Consider the following 19301-nt stretch of genomic DNA (forward strand, 5'->3'; position numbering starts at 1 on the left):
CCGGGTCGCCACGGGGCCCGGCGCGGGGTCAGTCGATGCTGAGCAGGACGTGGCCCGACGAGACGGTCTCGCCGACGACGGCCGCGATGCCCGAGACGGTGCCGTCACGGTGGGCGGCGACGGGCTGTTCCATCTTCATCGCCTCGAGCACGAGCACCAGGTCGCCCTTGACGACCTGCTGTCCGGCCTCGACGGCGAGCTTCACGACGGTGGCCTGCATCGGCGCCCTGACCTCGGCACCGGTCGCGGTCACGACCGACGACCGGGGAGCACCACGGCGCTTGGGGGCGACCGCAGGAGGCGCGGTGCGCGACCCGAGACCGGCCGGCAGCGAGACCTCGAGTCGCTTCCCGCCCACCTCGACCACGACGGTGTCGCGTGCGTCGGCCGGCCGCGGGGCCTCGGCCTCGCCGCTCCACGCGGGGATGGTGTTGTCGAACTCGGTCTCGATCCAGCGGGTGTAGATCGAGAACGGTGCGCCGTCGGCGGGCGCGAACGCGGGGTCGTCGACGATCGCGCGGTGGAACGGCAGCACCGTCGGCAGGCCGGCGACCTCGAACTCGGCCAGGGCGCGACGCGAGCGCTCGAGGGCGTCCTCGCGCGACGAGCCGGTGACGATCAGCTTGGCGAGGAGCGAGTCGAACGAGCCGCTGATCTCGTCGCCCGCCTGGACGCCGCTGTCGACGCGGACGCCTGGTCCTCCCGGGGCCTTGAAGACGTGGATCGGGCCGGGGGCGGGCATGAACCCGCGGCCGGCGTCCTCGCCGTTGATCCGGAACTCGAACGAGTGGCCGCGGGCCTCGGGGTCGTCGTAGTCGAGCACGCCGCCCTCGGCGAGGCGGAACTGCTCGCGGACGAGGTCGATGCCGGTGACCTCCTCGGACACGGGGTGCTCGACCTGCAGGCGCGTGTTGACCTCGAGGAACGAGACGGTGCCGTCCTTGCCGATCAGGAACTCGCAGGTGCCGGCGCCGACGTAGCCGACCTCGCGCAGGATCGCCTTTGACGACTCGTACAGCTTCGTGGTCTGCTCGTCGGTGAGGAACGGCGCGGGGGCCTCTTCGACGAGCTTCTGGTGGCGGCGCTGCAACGAGCAGTCACGGGTCGACACGACGACGACGTTGCCGTGCGCGTCGGCCAGGCACTGGGTCTCGACGTGGCGCGGCTGGTCGAGGTACTTCTCGACGAAGCACTCGCCGCGGCCGAAGGCGGCGACGGCCTCGCGGGTCGCCGAGTCGAACAGCTCGGGGACCTCCTCGCGGGTGCGGGCCACCTTGAGGCCGCGTCCACCGCCGCCGAAGGCAGCCTTGATCGCGACGGGCAGGCCGTGCTGGTCGACGAACTCGAGGACCTCGTCGGCGCCCGAGACCGGGTTCAGGGTGCCGGGGGCGAGCGGCGCCCCGACGCGCTCGGCGATGTGCCGGGCCGAGACCTTGTCGCCGAGCTGCTCGATGGCTTCGGGCGACGGGCCGATCCAGACGAGGCCCGCGGCCTGGACGGCCCGGGCGAAGTCGGCGTTCTCGGCGAGGAAGCCGTAGCCGGGGTGCACGGCGTCGGCACCCGAGCGGCGGGCGACCGAGAGGATCTTGTCGATGACGAGGTAGGTCTCGGCGCTCGTGGTGCCGCCCAGGGCGTAGGCCTCGTCGGCGAGGCGGGCGTGCTGGGCGTCGCGGTCCTGGTCGGCGTAGACCGCCACCGAGCCGATTCCGGCGTCACGCGCGGCCCGGATCACGCGGACGGCGATCTCTCCACGGTTGGCGATGAGGACCTTGCTGATACGCGGCATAGTTCCCCACCCTATTGCGCGCTCCCCGACTGCCTTTGGCTGACGTGCACAAAAAGGAACAGGAGGCGCGAGGCAGAACCTACAAGGACCCGGCGGCCGGCGAGGTCCACAGCTCGTGCCACGGCACGCCGAAGCCCCGGACGAGCGACCGCAGCACGGGCACCGAGAGACCCACGACGGCGCTCGGGGTGCCCTCGATGTGCGTGATGAACGCGGACGCACGGCCGTCGATCGTGAAGGCCCCCGCGACCTCGAGCGGCTCGCCCGTCTCGACGTAGGCCGAGAGCTCGTCCGGGTCGAGGTCGTCGGCGAAGGTGAGGGACGCGCTCGCGACCCGGCCCGCGCCTCCTGACGGGGTGTCGGCGGTGATCCGCGGAGCACCGCCGCGGTGGTCGACCAGCCAGTGCCCCGACCAGAGGGTGCCGTGGCCGATCTCGGCCATCCGGCGCCACCGGTCGAGCGCCAGCGCGGGTTCGTGCGGTTTGCCGTGCACCTCGCCGTCGAACTCGAAGGCGCTGTCGCCCCCGAGCACCAGCCCGTCGAGGGGACGGCCGTCGACGACGGTGTCGAGCACGGCCTCGGCCTTGAGCCGGGCGAGGTGCTGCACCGTCTCGCCCGCCGTGAGGTCTCGACCGAGGCGTGCCGACTCGGTCGCGACCGCGGCCTCCTCGTCGACCCCGGGGCTGATCAGCACCGGCTCGATGCCGGCGGCGCGCAACAGCGCGAGACGGGCGGGGGAGGTGCTGGCCAGGTAGAGCGGGACGGTCATGCCGCCCAGCCTGTCAGACTCGACGCATGGGAGACATGCTGGGCCGCGAGGTCGAACTGGACGTGACGGGCATCGCACACGGGGGCATCTCGGTGGCCCGACTCGACGGGCGGGTGGTGTTCGTGACCGACACCCTGCCCGGCGAGAAGGTCGTGGCGCGCATCGCCGACGACCGCAAGAAGGCCTTCTGGCGCGCCGACACGGTGAGCGTCCTCGAGGCGAGCGAGCACCGCCGACCTCACGTGTGGGGCGCGGCCGCCCTCGAGGTCGATCCGGCCGACCGCGCCGGGGGCGCCGAGTTCGGACACGTCGAGCTCGCCCACCAGCGCGAACTGAAGCGGCGCGTGGTGGTCGACGCGCTCACCCGGATGGGCGGGGTCGCCGACGCCGACGGGCGGGTCACGGTCGAGGCCCTCCCGGGCGACGACGAGCGTGGCGGCACCGGGTGGCGCACGCGCCTCCGCCTCCACCTCGACGCCGAGGGGCGTCCCGGTCAGTTCGCCGCGCGCTCGCACCGGGTCGTGCACGTGCCCGACCTGCCGCTCGCGTCCCCCGAGGTCGCCGAGGTGGCGCCGCTGGGAGACGCCTTCCCCGGCGAGGAACACGTCGACGTGGTCGCCCCGAGCGTGGGAGGCGCGCGTCTGATCATCGGACGTCAGGCCCGCTCGACCATCACCGAGGTCGTCGGTGAGCGCGAGTTCCGCCTCGACGACGGTGGGTTCTGGCAGGTCCACCGCGAGGCCGCCGCCACGCTCACCGCCGCCGTGCAGACCATGATCGACCCCGAGCGCTTCGATCCGAAGGGCGCCAACCTCGACCTGTACGGCGGGGTCGGACTGCTCGCCGCCGCCGTGGGCGACCGATTCGGCGCGGGGACGCGCATCACGAGCGTCGAGAGCGACGAGCGGGCAACCGAGCACGCCTCCGAGAACCTGGCCGAGTGGATCGGCGCGTCGGCGGTGACCGGACGCGTGGAGCGCTGGTTGCGGCAGACCGCGTCGCAGGCGAGCGACGCCGAGCGCCGGCGCCTCGCCGCCGCGACGGTCGTGCTCGACCCGCCCCGCTCGGGTGCGGGACGCGACGTGGTGTCCGAGATCGCGGCCCTGCGCCCCGCCCAGGTCGTCTACGTCGCGTGCGATCCGGTCGCCCTCGCCCGCGACGTCGCCCTCTTCGCCGAGCGCGGCTACGCACTCGACGCCCTGCAGGCGTACGACCTCTTCCCGAACACGCACCACGTCGAGACGGTGGTGCGCCTGCTGCCTGCCTGAGCCGCGATCCCGTTACGATGTACCCCGTGCACGCCCGGGGTTCAGGGACCAGGGCACACGCCGACAGAAGGATCACCGTGTCAGACCTCACGACCGAGACCCCCACCGCCATCCGCGAGAACGCACCCGTCCGGGTCGCCGTCGTCGACGACCACGAGTCGGTGCGGCTCGGCATCCAGGCCGCCTGCCAGAACGAGGGCTTCGAGGTGATCCTCACCGCGGCCGGCGTCCAGGAGTTCGTCGAGAACCTCGCCGGTCGCGAGGTCGACGTCGTCGTCCTCGACCTGTCGCTCGGCGACGGCTCGACCGTCACCGAGAACGTCAAGCGCGTCCAGGCCACGGGGTCCGCCGTCCTCGTGCACAGCATCGCCGACCGGGTCGCCTCGGTGCGCGAGGCGCTCGCCGCGGGGGCGGCCGGGGTCATCCCGAAGTCCTCCGCCACGAAGACCGTCATGGCCGCCGTCGCGACGGTCGCCCGGGGCGACGTGCTGAACAACCTCGAATGGGCGAGCGCGATCGACGCCGACCGCGACTTCGCCAAGGCCCAGCTCGGCCGTCGCGAGCGCGAGATCCTGCACCTCTACGCCTCGGGCCTGCCGCTGAAGCTCGCCGCCCAGCAGCTCGGCATCGGCTACTCGACGGCCCGCGAGTACCTCGACCGCATCCGCGTCAAGTACGTCGAGGTCGGCCGTCCGGCACCCACCAAGGTCGACCTGCTCCGGCGCGCCGTCGAGGACGGCATCCTGCCGGGGCTCGACGCAGACGGCGGCGATGGCCGGTGAGGGTCGGCTGAGCGCCCCGATCCCGCTCGGAGCGCTCCGGCCCCCGCGCAACCCGATCAGCCGTGCCCTGCTCGACAAGGTGCTGGGGCGGATCATCGCCGCGGCCGGACTCGTGTTCGGCCTGCAAGCCCTGCCCGGCATGATCGGTCAGGTCGACAGCATGCAACTCGCCTGGGCCTGGGTCATCGGCCTGGCGATGTTCGGCGGCTTCTTCGCGCTGGTCGTGGCGAGCCTCGTCCAGCGCGGCGTCACGACGGTCGAGGCCTTCGTCGCCATCGCCTACCTGATCGCCCTGGTCACCTGGCCCCTCGCCGTCGACGACCCCAGCGAGGTCCAGTCGAGCGTGCCGTGGCTCTGGTACCTGTGCACCGTCGCGACGGCCTCGGCCGCCTCGGCGTTCTCGACCTGGATCGCCACCGGCTACCTCTTCGTCGCTCCGGCCGTCTACGGCTTCATCCGCCTGACACCGTCGGGCGGAGCGGTCTCCCCGCAGCGGGCGACCCTCGACTCCGTCTACGCGATCCTGCTCGGCGGCGCCGTGCTGATCCTCGTGGTGATCCTGCGCCAGGCGGCCGCGAACGTCGACCAGGCCCAGGCGACCGCCGTCGCGCGGTACTCCGAGGCCATCCGAGAGCACGCCACCGAGCTCGAGCGGGTGCAGGTCGACGCCATTGTCCACGACAGCGTCCTCACGACCTTCATCCAGGCGGCCAGAGCGTGGTCGCCCGACGAGCGCGAGCTGTCGACCAACATGGCCCGGAACGCGATGTCCCACCTCTCGGCCGCGGCGAGCACGACGCCGTTCGACGAGTCCGACACCACGATCGCCGGCATGGTCGACCGCATCGAGGCCGCCGTGGCCGACCTGGGTGTCGCGGTCGAGCTGCGCCGGGGCCCGATCGAGGGCGACGGCATTCCGTCGACCGCCGCCGAGGCGCTCTACTCGGCCGCCGTGCAGGCCCTCGTCAACAGTTCGCAGCACGCCGGCGACGGGCCCGATGTGGAGCGCTGGGTGCGCGTCACCCGCGACCCGGCGGGCCTGACGACCGTCGAGGTCGGCGACACGGGCAAGGGCTTCGAACCGACGACGGTGCCGACGGAGCGTCTCGGGGTCCGCGTCTCGATCCACGAGAGGCTCAACAACGCCGGCGGGCTCGCGACCATCGACTCGGCACCGGGGCGCGGAACCCTCGTGCGCCTGCGGTGGCCCGTCGACGCGCTCCTCGACGGAGGCCGGACCCCCGACCGTTCGCCCGATCCCGCCGACGAGGCCGGCACCTCGGGGGGTGCCGCGTGAGGGTCTCCGTGCCGCGATGGCTGATCGTGTCGCTGGCCGCGGTCTTCTCGGCGTACCACCTGGTCCTGGCCGTGGCGTCGCTGGACCGGTTCACCGATCCGCTGCCCGTCGTCGCGTGCATGGTGTTGTACGCCGCGGCGACCGTGGCCGTGCTGTGGCCCAGCAAGCACGTCATCATGCCCGTGTGGATGGCCTCGTTCTGCCTCGCCGTGAGCATCGTCCTGCCGCTCGTCGTGACCTCCGAGCTCGACAGCTCGGTGAAGAACGGCTACGCCACCTGGTACGTGGCCGCCGTCGGCACGCTCATGGTGATCGTGTCCACGCGGCGTCGACAGGGCTTCGCCTGGCTCGGGGTCGGCTTCATGGCGGTGCACGGCGTGCTGTGGGCCGGGGTCGAACAGATCGCCGACCTCGGCATCGTCGGCAGCGTGGTCTGGGTCGCCTTCAGCCACGCGATGTCGAGCACGCTCACCCGTGCGGGGCGCGAGACGCGCGAGTTCATCCTCGCCGAGCACGAGGCGGCGGACTGGCAGGCCGCGCAGGAAGCCCACGTGAACGAGCGTCAGTACCGGTTGCTGCAGACGGGTCGGACGGCACGGCCGATGCTCCAGACCATCGTCCGCCGACACGGCGACCTGACCGCGGCCGAGCGACAGGAGTGCCTCAACCTCGAGGGAGCGATCCGGGACGAGATCCGGGGGCGTCGCCTCCTCGACGACGACGTCCGTCACGAGGTCATGGCGGCCCGCCGTCGCGGAGCCGTCGTCAGTCTCCTCGACGAGGGAGGCATCGACGACCTCGGGCCGACGGATCTGCGACGGGTCCATGCCGTGCTCGCCGGGGCCCTGCGCGATTCGCTCGCCGATCGCATCATCGTCCGGACCGTCCAGGGCGGCGGAGACGACGCGGTCACGGTCGTCGGGCTCGGCTCGGCAGACCTGTCGTCGAGCGCGCTCGGCCGGGGGGTCTCGGCCGACGCGGACGAGGACGACGACGGCGACGAGGTCCAGCTCTGGCTGCAGATCCCTCGCTCGGCCTCCTGAGCGTCCGACGGACCCTCACGCGGCGGGCACCGAAGACATGAGGAAGGGCCGGACGATCGTCCGGCCCTTCCGAGACCCTGAGCCAGGGCGGCAACCCGAATGCCGCCCTGACTCCCCCTGCAGCGACCCGTTCACCCCGGTCGGCCACTGCTCGGTGGTGTGACTCCACGAGACACCCGGCACCAGCAAGCATGGTCGCTCGACGCCGCGTGTGCAGTCGTCATTTAGGGGGACACCCGGGCGAGGACGGCCACGTCCACCGCCGTCCCGGGGGAGTCACCCCGCGAAACCTCGCCAACGACCCTCGCCGGCCGCGATGGCGGGACGGGGTGCGCGGGCCGAGCGCGTCCAGGCCGACGTCGTGGGTCGTGAGGACGTCGTCGCCGACGCCTCGGCCCGGCCGGCCTCGACGACGGCGAGCAGCGCCGTGACCGCCGCCAGTTCGTCGGGCGTCGGGTCTCCGGCGACGACCCTGAGCAGGGGCGCCGACGGCTGCTCGTCCGCGTCGGTGGGGGGTTCCGTCGCGTCGGGCGACGCGGCTGCGTGGCGCCCGCTCACAGGGGGATGTTCCCGTGCTTCTTCGGCGGCAGGGTCGCCCGTTTGGTCTTGAGGGCTCGCAGCGCCTTGATCACGGCGACCCGGGTCGCCGCCGGTTCGACGACGCCGTCGAGTTCGCCCCGCTCGGCGGCGAGGAAGGGGCTCGCGACGTTGTAGGTGTACTCGTTCGCGAGCCGTGTGCGCACGGCTGCCACGTCCTCGCCGGCCTCGGCCGCCGCCTTGATCTCGTTGCGGTAGAGGATGTTGACGGCACCCTGCCCGCCCATCACGGCGATCTCGGCCGTCGGCCAGGCGAGGTTGATGTCGGCACCCAGCTGCTTCGACCCCATGACGATGTAGGCGCCGCCGTAGGCCTTGCGGGTGATCACCGTCACGAGCGGGACGGTCGCCTCGGCGTAGGCGTAGAGCAGCTTGGCGCCGCGGCGGATCACGCCCGTCCACTCCTGGTCGGTGCCGGGCAGGTACCCGGGCACGTCGACGAGGGTGAGGATCGGGATGTTGAACGCGTCGCAGAAGCGCACGAAGCGGCTGGCCTTCTCACCGGCCTCGATGTTGAGGGTGCCGGCCATGGCGGACGGCTGGTTGGCGATGACGCCCACCGGGCGGCCCTCCACCCGGCCGAAGCCCACGACGATGTTGGGCGCGAAGAGCGGCTGGACCTCGAGGAACTCGCCGTCGTCGACGACGTGCTCGATCACCGTCATCACGTCGTAGGGCTGGTTCGGGCTGTCCGGGATCAGGGTGTTCAGCTGGCGGTCGTGGTCGGTGGTCTCGAGTTCGACCGGCACGTCGAAGACGTGCGGGTCGGCCAGGTTGTTGTCGGGCAGGTAGGACAGCAGGGCCCGGGCGTAGTCGAGCGCGTCGTCCTCGTCGCTCGCGAGGTAGTGCGAGACGCCCGAGACTTTGTTGTGGGTCAGGGCTCCGCCGAGTTCCTCGAAGCCGACGTCCTCACCCGTCACGGTCTTGATGACGTCGGGCCCGGTGACGAACATGTGGCTCGTCTTGTCGACCATGATCACGAAGTCGGTCAGCGCGGGGGAGTACACGGCGCCTCCGGCCGCGGGGCCCATGATCAGCGAGATCTGGGGGATGACACCCGAGGCGGCCGTGTTCAGCCGGAAGATCTCGCCGTACTTGCCGAGGGCGACGACGCCTTCCTGGATGCGCGCCCCGCCCGAGTCGAGGATGCCGATGATGGGCACCCCGGTCTTGAGGGCCAGCTGCATGACCTTGATGATCTTCTCGCCCGCGACCTCGCCGAGCGAGCCGCCGAAGATGGTGAAGTCCTGGGAGTAGACCGCGACCTGGCGGCCGTGGATCGTGCCCGTGCCCGTGACGACCGCGTCGCCGTAGGGTCGCTTGGCCTCCATGCCGAAGGCGTGCGTGCGGTGCCGGACGAACTCGTCCAGCTCGACGAACGAGCCCGGGTCGAGCAGCTCGTCGATCCGCTCTCGGGCCGTCTTCTTGCCCTTGGCGTGTTGCTTGGCGATCGCGGCCTCGCCGCTGGCCGTCACGGCCTCGTGATAGCGGGCCTTGAGGTCGGCGAGCTTGCCCGCGGTGGTGTGCAGGTCGGGCGCGGCGTCGGTGAGGGGCGCGGAGTCAGGAGTCACGCGCCTCACTCTACTGACCGACCCGGGGCCACCCGTTGGAGGTTTCCACGCGTGGACGCCGCCGGACGTCGTAGGAGTCGTCAACTGCGGCCCCGTAGGCTGCTCCGATGGCCTTCCCCCTCAGTGCGTCCGTCAGCCCCCGTCTCGTGGTGCTCGAGTCCACCGGGTCGACCAACGCCGACCTGCTGGCAGCCGTCGACGAGCCGCACCTGGCGACCTGGCTGACCCTCGACCAGTCCGCGGGGCGGGGCCGGCTCGACCGACGGTGGCAGACCGCGCCCGGTCGTTCCCTCGCGGTGAGCGTGTTGCTGCACCGGGACGACCTGCCGGTCGACTCGCTCGGCTGGGTGCCGCTCCTCGCCGGGGTGGCGATGCGCGCCTCCGTCCGGGGCGTGGTCGAGAACGGCGACGTCACGCTGAAGTGGCCCAACGACGTGCAGGTCGACGGTGACAAGGTCTGCGGCCTGCTCGCCGAGCTGCGGCCCGACGCGAGCGCCGTGGTCGTGGGTGCCGGGGTCAACCTCACGGTGCCCGCCGACGACCTGCCCACCCCGACCTCGACGTCGCTCGGTCTGCACGGTGCGCGGGGCACGGCCCTCGAGCTCGCGGACGCCGTGACGTCGTCGTGGGTCTCGGGCCTGGCCCGGCTCGTCGGCGACCTCGCCGCGGCCCGCGGCGACGCGGTCGCGAGCGGCGCACTGGCGCTGGTCCGCGCGGACTGCGCGACCCTGGGGCGCGACGTCCGCGTCGAACTCCCCGGAGGCGCGGCCCTGGTCGGCGAGGCGGTGGACGTCGACGAGGCGGGCCGCTTGGTCGTCCGCTCCGCCTCGACCGGCGAACCGTCGGCCGTCGCTTCGGGCGACGTCACGCATCTGCGGTATGAATGAGCCTGTGAGCACCGACGGACCGCAGCCGACCGAGTACGTCGTCGCGCGGCTGCGTCCCCACGCCCGCGTGCTCTTCTGGCCGTCGCTCGCGCTCGTCGGCATCTGCGCCGCGACCGGCTACTTCGGCGGCCGCTTCGACGTCGAGTGGCAGAACTACGTCGTGCTGGGCGCAGCCGTCGCCCTGATCGTGCTGCTCTGGCTGGTCCCCGTGCTGATCTGGCTCGGCAAGCGCTACGTCGTCACCTCGCGGCGCCTCGTGGTGCGCAAGGGGCTGTTCGTGCGCACTCGCCAAGAGCTGCTGCACAGCCGCGGGTACGACCTCACGGTGCGCAAGAACTCGGTGCAGAGCGCGTTCCGCAGCGGAGACGTCCTGATCAACACCGGCCTCGACCGTCCGCTCGTCCTCTGGGACGTGCCGTCGGCCGATCTCGTCCAATCGACCCTGCACGACCTGATGGAGTCGAACCTCAACAGCGTCGCCCAGCGTCGCCAGCACGAGCAGTCCGTCGGGCACGCCGACACCACCTCGTGGGGCGACGACCGGGTTTCCTGACCCGGCGCGCGTGATATAGGATATTACAATGCGAATCTCAGTCATCGGTTGCGGTTACCTCGGAGCCGTGCACGCCGCGTGCATGGCCGACCTCGGGCACGACGTGGTCGGCATCGACGTCGACCCGGGCAAGATCGCCCTGCTCTCGTCGGGTCACGCCCCGTTCTTCGAGCCCGGTCTGCCCGAGGCCCTCCGTCGGGCCCTCGACTCGGGGCGGCTGCGGTTCTCGACCGACCCCGCCGACGCCGCCGGCTCGCAGGTCCACTTCGTCGCCGTCGGCACGCCGCAGACCCCGGGCAGCGACGCGGCCGACCTGACCTACGTCGACGCCGCGGTCCAGGGGCTGCTGCCCCACCTCGCCGACGGCGACCTCGTGGTGGGCAAGTCCACCGTTCCCGTCGGCACCGCGAGCCGACTCGCCGACCTGGTCCGCGCCTCCTCGGGGGCCGACCTGGCCTGGAACCCCGAGTTCCTCCGCGAGGGCTTCGCCGTGGCCGACACCGTCGCGCCCGATCGTTTCGTCTACGGGGTGCCCTCCGGCGACGCCGGTGAGCGTGCGACGGCGATGCTCGACGAGGTCTACGCCACGGCTCTGGCGACGGGAACACCCCGGCTCGTGACCGGGTACGCGACGGCCGAACTGGTGAAGGTCTCGGCCAATGCGTTCCTCGCCACGAAGATCTCGTTCATCAACGCGATGGCCGAGATCGCCGAGGCCACCGGCGCCGACGTGACGCAACTGGCCGACGCGATCGGGCACGACGCCCGCATCGGTCGCCGGTTCCTCAACGCCGGGCTCGGCTTCGGCGGCGGGTGCCTGCCGAAGGACATCAGGGCGTTCCGGGCCCGCTCGCGCGAGCTGGGGCTCGAGTCCCTCGACTTCCTCGCCGACGTGGACGCCGTCAACCTGCGTCGCCGCGACCGCGTCGTCGAGCTCGCGGGCGAGCTGCTCGGAGAGGTGCGCGGTGCACGCGTGGCCGTCCTCGGCGTGGCCTTCAAGCCCGACAGCGACGACGTCCGCGACTCTCCCGCCCTCGACGTCGCCCGTCGACTGCACGCCGCCGGCGCGGACGTGGTCGTCCACGACCCCGAAGCCAACGCGACCGCCGTCCGGCTGGCTCCCGACCTCACCTACGTCGCAGACGTCCCGACCGCTCTCCGCGACGCCGAGCTCGTGTTGGTCCTCACCGAATGGAAGCAGTTCAAGGCACTGCGCCCGGCCGAGGTCGCCGCCCTGGTCTCCCGGCGACGCATCGTCGACGCCCGCAACGTGTTCGACCCCGCCGAGTGGCGCGAGGCCGGATTCGACTTCCGAGGGCTCGGGCGGCCGTAGCCGGCCCACGACCAAGCCGGCCATCGGGCAAGATGGTCCGAGCCGGAAGTCGACGGATGGCGCCGTCCGCTCGCGGTGATGCCGGGAAGCGCGACAGGAAGAAGATCAGATGGCAAACCGTGTCGGTGTGATCGGGGGCGGCCAGCTCGCCCGCATGATGATCCCGCCCGCCGTCAACCTCGGCATCGAGATCAGCGTCCTCGCCGAGGCCGAGGGCAGTTCGGCCCGGCTGGCCGCGACCCGGGTGGGCGACTACCACGACGTCGACGTCGTCCTCGACTTCGCCCGCACGGTCGACGTGATCACCTTCGACCACGAGCACGTTCCCCAGCACGTCCTCGCCGCTCTCGTCGACGCGGGCGTCCGCGTGCACCCCGGGCCGTCCGCGCTGGCCGTCGCGCAGGACAAGATCGTGATGCGTCAGCGGCTCTCCGAGCTCGGGCTGCCCGTCCCCGACTGGGCGGCCGTCCGCGACGCCACCGAGCTCGAGGCGTTCCTCGCCGACCACGGTGGCCGAGCGGTCGTCAAGACCGCGCGGGGCGGCTACGACGGCAAGGGCGTGCGCGTGGTCTCGGCCGCCCACGACGCCGACGACTGGTTCGGCGCCCTGGCCGAGGACGGCAACGGAGGCGCGCTCCTGGTCGAAGAGCTCGTCTCGTTCCGGCGCGAACTGTCGCAGCTCGTGGCCCGACGGCCGAGCGGCGACATCGTCCCCTGGCCCCTCGTCGAGACCGTCCAACGCGACGGGGTGTGCTCCGAGGTCTTCGCCCCGGCGCCCTCGAGCGCCGGTCGGTCGGCCGACCTGGCCGACGAGATCGCCCGGACGGTCGCCGAACGGCTCGACGTCACGGGTGTCCTGGCCGTCGAGCTGTTCGAGACGACCGACGAGCGCCTCCTGATCAACGAGCTCGCCATGCGGCCGCACAACACCGGCCACTGGACGATCGACGGGTCGACCACGAGTCAGTTCGAACAGCACCTCCGTGCCGTGCTCGACCTGCCCCTCGGCGACACGGCCTGCCACCGGCCCTGGAGCGTCATGCTGAACGTGCTGGGCGGGCCGGCGACGGGGTCGATGGCCGACCGTCTGCCCGCCCTCATGGCCGACCAGCCGGCGGTCAAGGTGCACGACTACGGCAAGGACCCCCGGCCCGGGCGCAAGGTCGGGCACGTCACCGCGGTCGGCGACGACCTCGACGAGGCCGTCTTCCGGGCGCGCGCCGCTGTCGAGTTCTTCACCGACTGACGGCTATCCTCTAGTCCGTGTCCGACCCGAAGAGCACCGACGTGCGCCCGAACGACCCCGCCGTACCCGCCAAGGTCGCCATCGTCATGGGCTCCGACAGCGACTGGCCCACCATGCAAGGGGCCTCGACCGTGCTGTCCGAGCTGGGCATCCCGCACGAGGTCGAGGTCGTCTCGGCCCACCGCACGCCCGACAAGATGATCGCCTTCGGTCGCGACGCGGCCGGTCGGGGACTGTCCGTCATCATCGCCGGGGCCGGGGGAGCCGCGCACCTGCCCGGCATGATCGCGTCGGTCACCACCCTCCCCGTGGTCGGTGTGCCCGTCGCGCTGGCCAAGCTCGACGGCCTGGACTCGCTCCTCTCGATCGTGCAGATGCCGGCCGGCATCCCCGTGGCGACGGTCTCGATCGGCGGTGCGGCGAACGCCGGTCTGCTCGCGGCCCGCATCATCGGCTCGCACGACCCGGTGATCGCCGAGCGGCTGGCCCGCCACGCCGAGTCCCTCGCCGAGCTGGTCGAGCAGAAGAACGCCGACCTGCGTCGATCGCTGTGAGCACCTCCCTGCCCGTCCGTCATCCGGACGTCACCTCCGAGCCGTTCATGACGAAGCGGGCGTGGGTGCTCGTCCTGCTGAACGTGGTCGTGCCCGGGTCCGCGCAGGTGCTCGCGGGCAGTCGCCGACTCGGCCGGTGGGGGCTCGCCTCCACCCTCGTCTTCTGGGCGGTCGCGGTCGTCGTCGTCGTCCTCGCGTTCGCCTTCCGCTCGCCCCTGATCGAGATCGCGACCAACGTCGTCGCCCTGACCGTCGTCCAGCTCTTCCTCGCGTACTACGCGGTGCTGTGGGTGGTGCTGACCGTCGACACGCTGCGATTGGCGCGCATCGTCCGGACGGCCCCCTCGGCCCGGGGCGTCCTCGCCGGAGCGATGGTGCTGCTGATGGTGGTGACCGTCGGGCCCGCCGCCTACGGGGCCTACCTCGCCGGGGTGCAGCACGGTCTGCTCGACAGTCTCTTCACCTCGAGGGCCGACGCCGCGCCTCCTGTCGACGGGCGCTACAACATCATGTTGCTCGGCGGGGACGCCGGGGCCGACCGCACCGGTCTGCGCCCCGACAGCATCTCGGTCGCCAGCATCGACGCCGAGACCGGCGCGACCACCATCGTGGGCATTCCCCGCAACCTGTACGACGCACCGTTCGTCGCGGGGTCGCCGCTGTACGGCGACTACCCCGACGGCTACGACTGCGGCGACGACTGCCTCGTGAGCTTCCTGTACACCTACGGGGAAGAGCACCCCGACCTCTACCCCGACGCCGAGTCGAAGGGCAGCAACCCGGGGGTCGAGGCGATGCGGGACGCCGTCGAGGGCATCACGGGCCTGACGGTGCAGTACTACGCCCTGATCGACATGCAGGGCTTCGTCGACCTCATCGACGCGCTCGGAGGCATCCAGGTGGACGTCCAGCAGCGCATCCCGATCAACGGCGGCGTCGACCGCAACGGTCAGCCGATCAACGTGGACGGCTGGATCGAGCCCGGCGAGCAGAAACTCGACGGCTACCACGCCCTCTGGTACGCGCGGGCGCGGCACGGCACCAGCGACTACGACCGCATGGCTCGTCAGCGCGAGGTGCAGCAGGCGCTGCTCTCGCAGTTCCAGCCGGCGACGGTGCTGTCGAAGTTCCAGGCCGTCGCGTCGGCAGGGGTGCAGACCGTCGACACCGACATCCCGCAGGGGGCCCTGGCGGCCTTCGTCGACCTGGCCGCCAAAGCCAAGTCGCAGCAGATCACCAGCCTCGAGCTCGTCCCGCCGACCTACGACAACGTCTACCCCGACTACGACGCGATGCGGGCCGCGGTGGCCCAGGCCACGACCTCGGCCACCGCCCCCTGACGACCTGTCTCAGGCCGTCTCGCGGGTCCCGTCGCCTGACGGCGCACGCCGACGGGACGAGGAGGCGCGGTGCGGCTCCGCGCGGCGTTCGCGTCGCCCCTCGGGCCGCCCGGTGGCTCAGAGGTCGGCGTGGAGCTGCCACACCTTGTCGGCCGAGTCCCGCCAGCTGAAGGCGCGCGCACGGTCGATCCCGGCGATGCCGAGACGCGTCGACAGTTCGACGTCGGAGACGACCTGGAACATGGCCTGTGCGAGGCGCTCCGGGTAGCCGGCGGCGTCTTCCCGGGCCACGCTGACGGCCGCGTCGGCCGCGACCTCGAGCAGGGCGGGGGCGTCCGAGACGATGGTGGGCGTGCCCAGGCTGAAGGCTTCGACGACGGGTAGTCCGAATCCTTCGGCGAGACTCGGGAACACGAAGACCGAGGCCCGCTGCAGCAGCACCGCCAGTTGTTCGTCCGACACGAAGCCCATGGTGCGGACCTTGTCGGCGGGCAAGCCGGCGGCGGCCACCAGGTCGGCGACCTTGACGTCTCCCCACCCCTCGGGCCCGACGATCAGCAACGGCAGGTCGGGGGCGTCGGGGTGTGCGAGAGCCTGGATCAGCGGCTCGATGCCTTTGCGCGGTTCGAGCGTGCCGACGCTCAGGGCGTAGCGCTCGGGCAGGTCGAGAGCGTCGGCGACCTCGTCGGCGTCCGCAGGGACGGCGAGCTTGGGGCTGACGGCGCCACCGATGACACGCAGGCGGTCACCGAAGGGGAACAGCTCGGCCAGTTCGCGGGCCACGCTGTGGGTCGGCACGACGACGCCGTCGGCGTGCTTGAAGGCGCGCTTGGTCATGGCCTTGTGCCAGCGGACGCCGCGCGGGGTGAGGGTCTCGGGGTGGGTCCACGGGACGGTGTCGTGGATGGTGACGACCGTCTGTGTTCCTGGGTCGAGTGCGCGGTCGTGCCGGTAGAGGGGGGCGAACAGGCTGGTCGCGTGGACCATGCCGCGCCCGGGGAGGCCGACGACGCCGCCCTGCCACGCCAGTGCCAACTCGCGGCGCCCGAGTGGTGACTTGGAGACGTGGGACAGGCCGGGCAGTAGGTCGCTCAACCGGTCGTAGTCGGTCTGCGGATGGGCCGCCACGACCCCCTCGACCTCGCAACCGCGGGGAGCGGTCTCGACGAGGGCCCGGGTCAGTTCTTCGGTGTACCGACCGATGCCCCCGGGGATGGGAGCCAGGATCTGGTCAACGACTACTCGCAGCGTGGTCATCGGTCTGCAACACTCCCCTGTTCGCGGCCTCGGCCAGCGCTTCTCTCCACGGACGCATGGGCGTCAGCCCGGCCCGTGCCCACGCGTCGTGTCCGAGGACGCTGTAGCTCGGGCGTGGTGCGGGGCGGACGAAGGCCGAGCTGTCCGTCGGCAGGACGCGGGCAGGATCGAGGCCGGCCTCCTCGAAGACCGCCTGGGCGAACTCGAACCAGCTCGCGCTGCCCGAGTTGGTGCCGTGGTACACGCCGGCCGGGGCGTCGGAGTCGAGCAAGGCGACGATCTGCGCCGCGAGGTCGGCCGTCCAGGTCGGCTGCCCCAGTTGGTCGTCGACGACCTTGACCGTGTCGTGTGACGCCGCGAGCTTGACCATGGTCTTCGCGAAGTTGCCTCCGTGGGCGCCGTACAACCACGCCGTGCGCACGACGTAGGTGCCCTCGGGGTTGGCCGCGAGGGCGAGCCTCTCTCCCTCGGCCTTGGTACGGCCGTAGGCGCTCACCGGCGCGATCGGGGCGCCCTCGGGGTAGGGCTCGCTGGCGTCGCCGTCGAAGACGTAGTCGGTCGAGACCTGGACGAGCTTCGCCCCGACGGAGGCGGTGGCCTCGGCCAGGAGGCCGGCAGCGGTGCCGTTCACGGCCAGCGCGGCCTCTTCGTCGGTCTCGGCCGCGTCGACGGCGGTGTAGGCGGCGGCGTTGATGACGACGTCGTGCCCCCGGACGGCGGCGAAGACGGCGTCCCGATCGGTCACGTCGAGGTCGGCACGGCCGAGCACCGTGACGTCACGCCCGAAGAGTGCTTCGAGGAGATCGGTGCCGAGCATGCCCCGGGCCCCGGTGACGAGGTACTTGGAGTTCTGGGCGGCGGCCATCAGAGTGCGGCGCGCTCTTTGAGCGGCTGCCACCATTCGCGGTTGTCGCGGTACCACTGGACGACGTCGGCGAGGCCCTTCTCGAAGGGGACCTGGGGCTCGTAGCCGAGCTCGTCGCGGATCTTGGAGATGTCGACGGAGTACCGCAGGTCGTGGCCCAGACGGTCCTGGACGCGGTCGACGTAGGACCAATCCTTGCCGGTGGCCTCGAGCAGCATCTCGGTGAGCTCTTTGTTGGTGAGCTCGGTGCCGCCGCCGATGTTGTAGATCTCGCCCGCGCGGCCGTTGACGAGCACCATCGCGATGCCGCGCGTGTGGTCGTCGACGTGCAGCCAGTCGCGGATGTTGTTGCCCTCGCCGTAGAGCGGGACGTGCACGTCGTCGATGAGGTTCGTGACGAAGAGCGGGATGACCTTCTCCGGGAAGTGGTACGGGCCGTAGTTGTTGCTGCAGCGAGTGATCGAGACGTTCAGCCCGTGCGTGCGGTGGTAGCTGCGGGCGAGCAGGTCGCTGCCGGCCTTCGAGGCGGAGTAGGGCGAGTTCGGCTCGAGCGGGCGGTCCTCGGCCCACGAACCCTCGGCGATGGAGCCGTAGACCTCGTCGGTCGACACGTGGACGAAGCGCTTCAGGTCGTTGCGCAGGGCGGCGTCGAGCAGCTGCTGGGTGCCGAGCACGTTGGTCTCGACGAAGATCGACGCGTCGCGGACCGAGCGGTCGACATGCGACTCCGCGGCGAAGTGGACGACGGCGTCGACCTCGGGGAAGAGCGTGTCGAGCAGGGCGCCGTCACGGATGTCGCCCTTGACGAACGTGTAGCGGGGGGAGTCGGCGACGCTCACCAGGTTGGCCTCGTTGCCCGAGTAGGTGAGAGCGTCGAGGACGACGACCTCGGCCCCCTCGAGGCCCGGGTAGGCGTCTTCGAGCGTGCGGCGGACGAAGTTGGAGCCGATGAAGCCGGCTCCACCGGTGACGAGGATTTTCACAGTGGTCCCTTGGGGTCGATCGCAGGCGGTCGATCCATCTTATCGGACGGGTCGCTCGCCTCCGGGAGGACCGGGCGGCCCCCGGCCGTGGCGGTCACCGACGGCGGGTGGATCGACCCGGCCCGTCGACTGCCCCCAGTCGTGGGGGGAGGCGTTCCTCAGGAGGACCGGAAAACCGGGGTACAGAGCTCGGGGGACGACACGACCCGGGGAGAAAGGTCTGGACCGTCGGCGACTCTCGTGCGAACGTCTTCGCATGCCCCTCGACGACTCCGACTCCAGAAGTCTGCCCGCCGGCGCGTCCGTCCTCGACCGCCGTCGACTGCTGGCCTATGCCGGAGCCGTCGGCGCAGCGGCCGTCGCAGTGGGTGCGGCGGACGGTCTACGTCCCCGTTCGGCCCGGGCGGCCTTGCTCCTCGCCGAGGCGACCGTCGGCGTCGACACGGTCGAGGAGGCCGTGGCGCAGGCGGCACTGTCCGCCTGGGGTGGCCAATCCAACGGGCGCATCCCTGCCTCGATGCTGGAGCTCGTGCCGGCGTCGGTCGCCGGCAGCGGGTTCCTGCGTGACGACGCGGCCCGTCAGTTCTTCGGGCTCGGACTCGCCTTCCAGAGCGCCGTCGGACGGCCTCTCCGGATCACGGAGGGCTACCGCTCCTACGATCGGCAGGTCGACTACTGGAACAGGTACCAGGCCGGCACCGGGAACCTCGCGGCCTATCCGGGGACGAGCAACCACGGCTGGGGGATCTCCTGCGACTTCGGCTCCGGAGTGGAGACGTCGGGTTCGAGCGCGAAGCGATGGATGGACGCGAACGCGCCGTCGTTCGGCTGGAGCCCCACGGGCAACACGTTCTCCCGACCCGAACCATGGCACTTCGACTTCGTCTCCGCGTACACGGGGCCTGCCAACGCCGTCCAGAACGACTCCGGTCTGATCGCCCTCCGTGTGCCCGAGGCCATGCCGGGCGTCGGAACGAGCTACACCTGCGTCCTCGGCTTCCGCTTCCTCCGTCATTTCACGACCATCGAGAAGGTCAACGCCTTCCGGGCCATCGGCGTGCCCTATTTCGACGCCATCTCCCGCAGCCACTTCGAACTCCTGGTCGACGCTCTGTCCATCCCCCGGTCCGCCGTCGTCACGGACGCGGATTACTGGCGGGCTTGACGCCC

17 protein-coding genes and 1 pseudogene are annotated in these 19301 nt (G+C 71.5%); 11 read left to right on the forward strand and 7 right to left on the reverse strand.

The window, feature by feature from the left end:
- Nucleotides 1-28 precede the first annotated feature (28 nt).
- Both ASG28_RS02335 and ASG28_RS02340 read right to left on the reverse strand, forming a co-directional pair.
- Nucleotides 29-1786 (reverse strand): acetyl/propionyl/methylcrotonyl-CoA carboxylase subunit alpha, encoded by a 1758-nt coding sequence (locus tag ASG28_RS02335; RefSeq protein ID WP_055971589.1) that lies wholly within the window; start codon nt 1784-1786, stop codon nt 29-31.
- A 79-nt stretch (nt 1787-1865) separates the two neighbouring features.
- A complete protein-coding gene (locus ASG28_RS02340) occupies nt 1866-2555 on the reverse strand; it encodes a Maf family protein (RefSeq protein WP_055971592.1) in 690 nt (229 codons plus the stop codon).
- 26 nt (nt 2556-2581) lie between these two features.
- On the opposite strand from ASG28_RS02340, the gene ASG28_RS02345 reads away from it, so the two are divergent.
- The 4 genes from ASG28_RS02345 to ASG28_RS02360 all read left to right on the forward strand — a co-directional run bounded on the left by ASG28_RS02345 (nt 2582) and on the right by ASG28_RS02360 (nt 6945).
- Complete coding sequence (locus ASG28_RS02345) at nt 2582-3823, forward strand: class I SAM-dependent RNA methyltransferase (RefSeq protein ID WP_055971595.1); 1242 nt, start codon at nt 2582-2584, stop codon at nt 3821-3823.
- Between the two features lie 71 nt (nt 3824-3894).
- Nucleotides 3895-4605: a response regulator transcription factor gene (locus ASG28_RS02350; RefSeq protein ID WP_369814170.1), complete on the forward strand. Its 711-nt coding sequence runs from the start codon at nt 3895-3897 to the stop codon at nt 4603-4605.
- The gene (locus tag ASG28_RS02355) at nt 4595-5902 is read left to right on the forward strand and encodes a sensor histidine kinase (protein WP_055971602.1); all 1308 of its coding nucleotides are present in this window, start codon (nt 4595-4597) and stop codon (nt 5900-5902) included. Before ASG28_RS02350 ends, ASG28_RS02355 begins: the two co-directional genes overlap by 11 nt.
- Nucleotides 5903-5910: 8 nt before the next feature.
- A complete protein-coding gene (locus tag ASG28_RS02360) occupies nt 5911-6945 on the forward strand; it encodes a hypothetical protein (RefSeq protein ID WP_235497081.1) in 1035 nt (344 codons plus the stop codon).
- Nucleotides 6946-7221: 276 nt separating this feature from the next.
- Here ASG28_RS02360 and ASG28_RS02365 read toward each other — a convergent pair whose 3' ends face one another.
- Together ASG28_RS02365 and ASG28_RS02370 are read right to left on the reverse strand one after the other, a co-directional pair.
- Nucleotides 7222-7503 carry an acyl-CoA carboxylase subunit epsilon gene (locus ASG28_RS02365; protein ID WP_055971606.1) on the reverse strand — a complete coding sequence of 94 codons (282 nt, stop codon included), beginning with the start codon at nt 7501-7503 and terminating at the stop codon, nt 7222-7224.
- On the reverse strand, nt 7500-9113 hold the full coding sequence (locus ASG28_RS02370; RefSeq protein ID WP_043594391.1) for an acyl-CoA carboxylase subunit beta: 1614 nt from the start codon (nt 9111-9113) through the stop codon (nt 7500-7502). The genes ASG28_RS02365 and ASG28_RS02370 overlap by 4 nt, the downstream gene beginning before the upstream one ends.
- 107 nt (nt 9114-9220) lie before the next feature.
- On the opposite strand from ASG28_RS02370, the gene ASG28_RS02375 reads away from it, so the two are divergent.
- From ASG28_RS02375 to ASG28_RS02400, 6 genes and pseudogenes are all read left to right on the forward strand, one after another.
- Nucleotides 9221-10000 (forward strand): biotin--[acetyl-CoA-carboxylase] ligase, encoded by a 780-nt coding sequence (locus tag ASG28_RS02375; RefSeq protein WP_055971609.1) that lies wholly within the window; start codon nt 9221-9223, stop codon nt 9998-10000.
- Nucleotides 10001-10004: 4 nt separating this feature from the next.
- A complete protein-coding gene (locus ASG28_RS02380; RefSeq protein ID WP_235477474.1) occupies nt 10005-10553 on the forward strand; it encodes a PH domain-containing protein in 549 nt (182 codons plus the stop codon).
- 28 nt (nt 10554-10581) lie between these two features.
- Nucleotides 10582-11886 (forward strand): UDP-glucose dehydrogenase family protein, encoded by a 1305-nt coding sequence (locus tag ASG28_RS02385; RefSeq protein ID WP_055971615.1) that lies wholly within the window; start codon nt 10582-10584, stop codon nt 11884-11886.
- A 97-nt stretch (nt 11887-11983) separates the two neighbouring features.
- A pseudogene (locus tag ASG28_RS02390) lies at nt 11984-13132 on the forward strand (5-(carboxyamino)imidazole ribonucleotide synthase); the annotation flags it as partial.
- A 17-nt stretch (nt 13133-13149) separates the two neighbouring features.
- Nucleotides 13150-13686 carry a 5-(carboxyamino)imidazole ribonucleotide mutase gene (gene purE, locus ASG28_RS02395; protein ID WP_255351257.1) on the forward strand — a complete coding sequence of 179 codons (537 nt, stop codon included), beginning with the start codon at nt 13150-13152 and terminating at the stop codon, nt 13684-13686.
- On the forward strand, nt 13683-15026 hold the full coding sequence (locus ASG28_RS02400; protein WP_055971620.1) for an LCP family protein: 1344 nt from the start codon (nt 13683-13685) through the stop codon (nt 15024-15026). Before purE ends, ASG28_RS02400 begins: the two co-directional genes overlap by 4 nt.
- Before the next feature lie 117 nt (nt 15027-15143).
- Here ASG28_RS02400 and ASG28_RS02405 read toward each other — a convergent pair whose 3' ends face one another.
- Genes ASG28_RS02405 through rfbB form a run of 3 tightly spaced genes read right to left on the reverse strand, consistent with a single transcriptional unit; the run spans nt 15144 to nt 18131 of the window.
- Nucleotides 15144-16283, reverse strand: coding sequence for a glycosyltransferase family 4 protein (locus ASG28_RS02405; RefSeq protein WP_055971622.1), 1140 nt, complete (start codon nt 16281-16283; stop codon nt 15144-15146).
- Complete coding sequence (gene rfbD, locus ASG28_RS02410; RefSeq protein ID WP_055971625.1) at nt 16258-17148, reverse strand: dTDP-4-dehydrorhamnose reductase; 891 nt, start codon at nt 17146-17148, stop codon at nt 16258-16260. The genes ASG28_RS02405 and rfbD overlap by 26 nt, the downstream gene beginning before the upstream one ends.
- Nucleotides 17148-18131 (reverse strand): dTDP-glucose 4,6-dehydratase, encoded by a 984-nt coding sequence (rfbB, locus tag ASG28_RS02415; RefSeq protein WP_055971628.1) that lies wholly within the window; start codon nt 18129-18131, stop codon nt 17148-17150. The genes rfbD and rfbB overlap by 1 nt, the downstream gene beginning before the upstream one ends.
- A gap of 256 nt (nt 18132-18387) precedes the next feature.
- Here rfbB and ASG28_RS02420 point away from each other — a divergent pair, with 256 nt between their 5' ends.
- On the forward strand, nt 18388-19296 hold the full coding sequence (locus tag ASG28_RS02420) for a M15 family metallopeptidase (RefSeq protein ID WP_055971631.1): 909 nt from the start codon (nt 18388-18390) through the stop codon (nt 19294-19296).
- Nucleotides 19297-19301 lie beyond the last annotated feature (5 nt).

The organism is Frigoribacterium sp. Leaf415 (assembly GCF_001424645.1).
Taxonomy (GTDB): Bacteria; Actinomycetota; Actinomycetes; order Actinomycetales; family Microbacteriaceae; genus Frigoribacterium.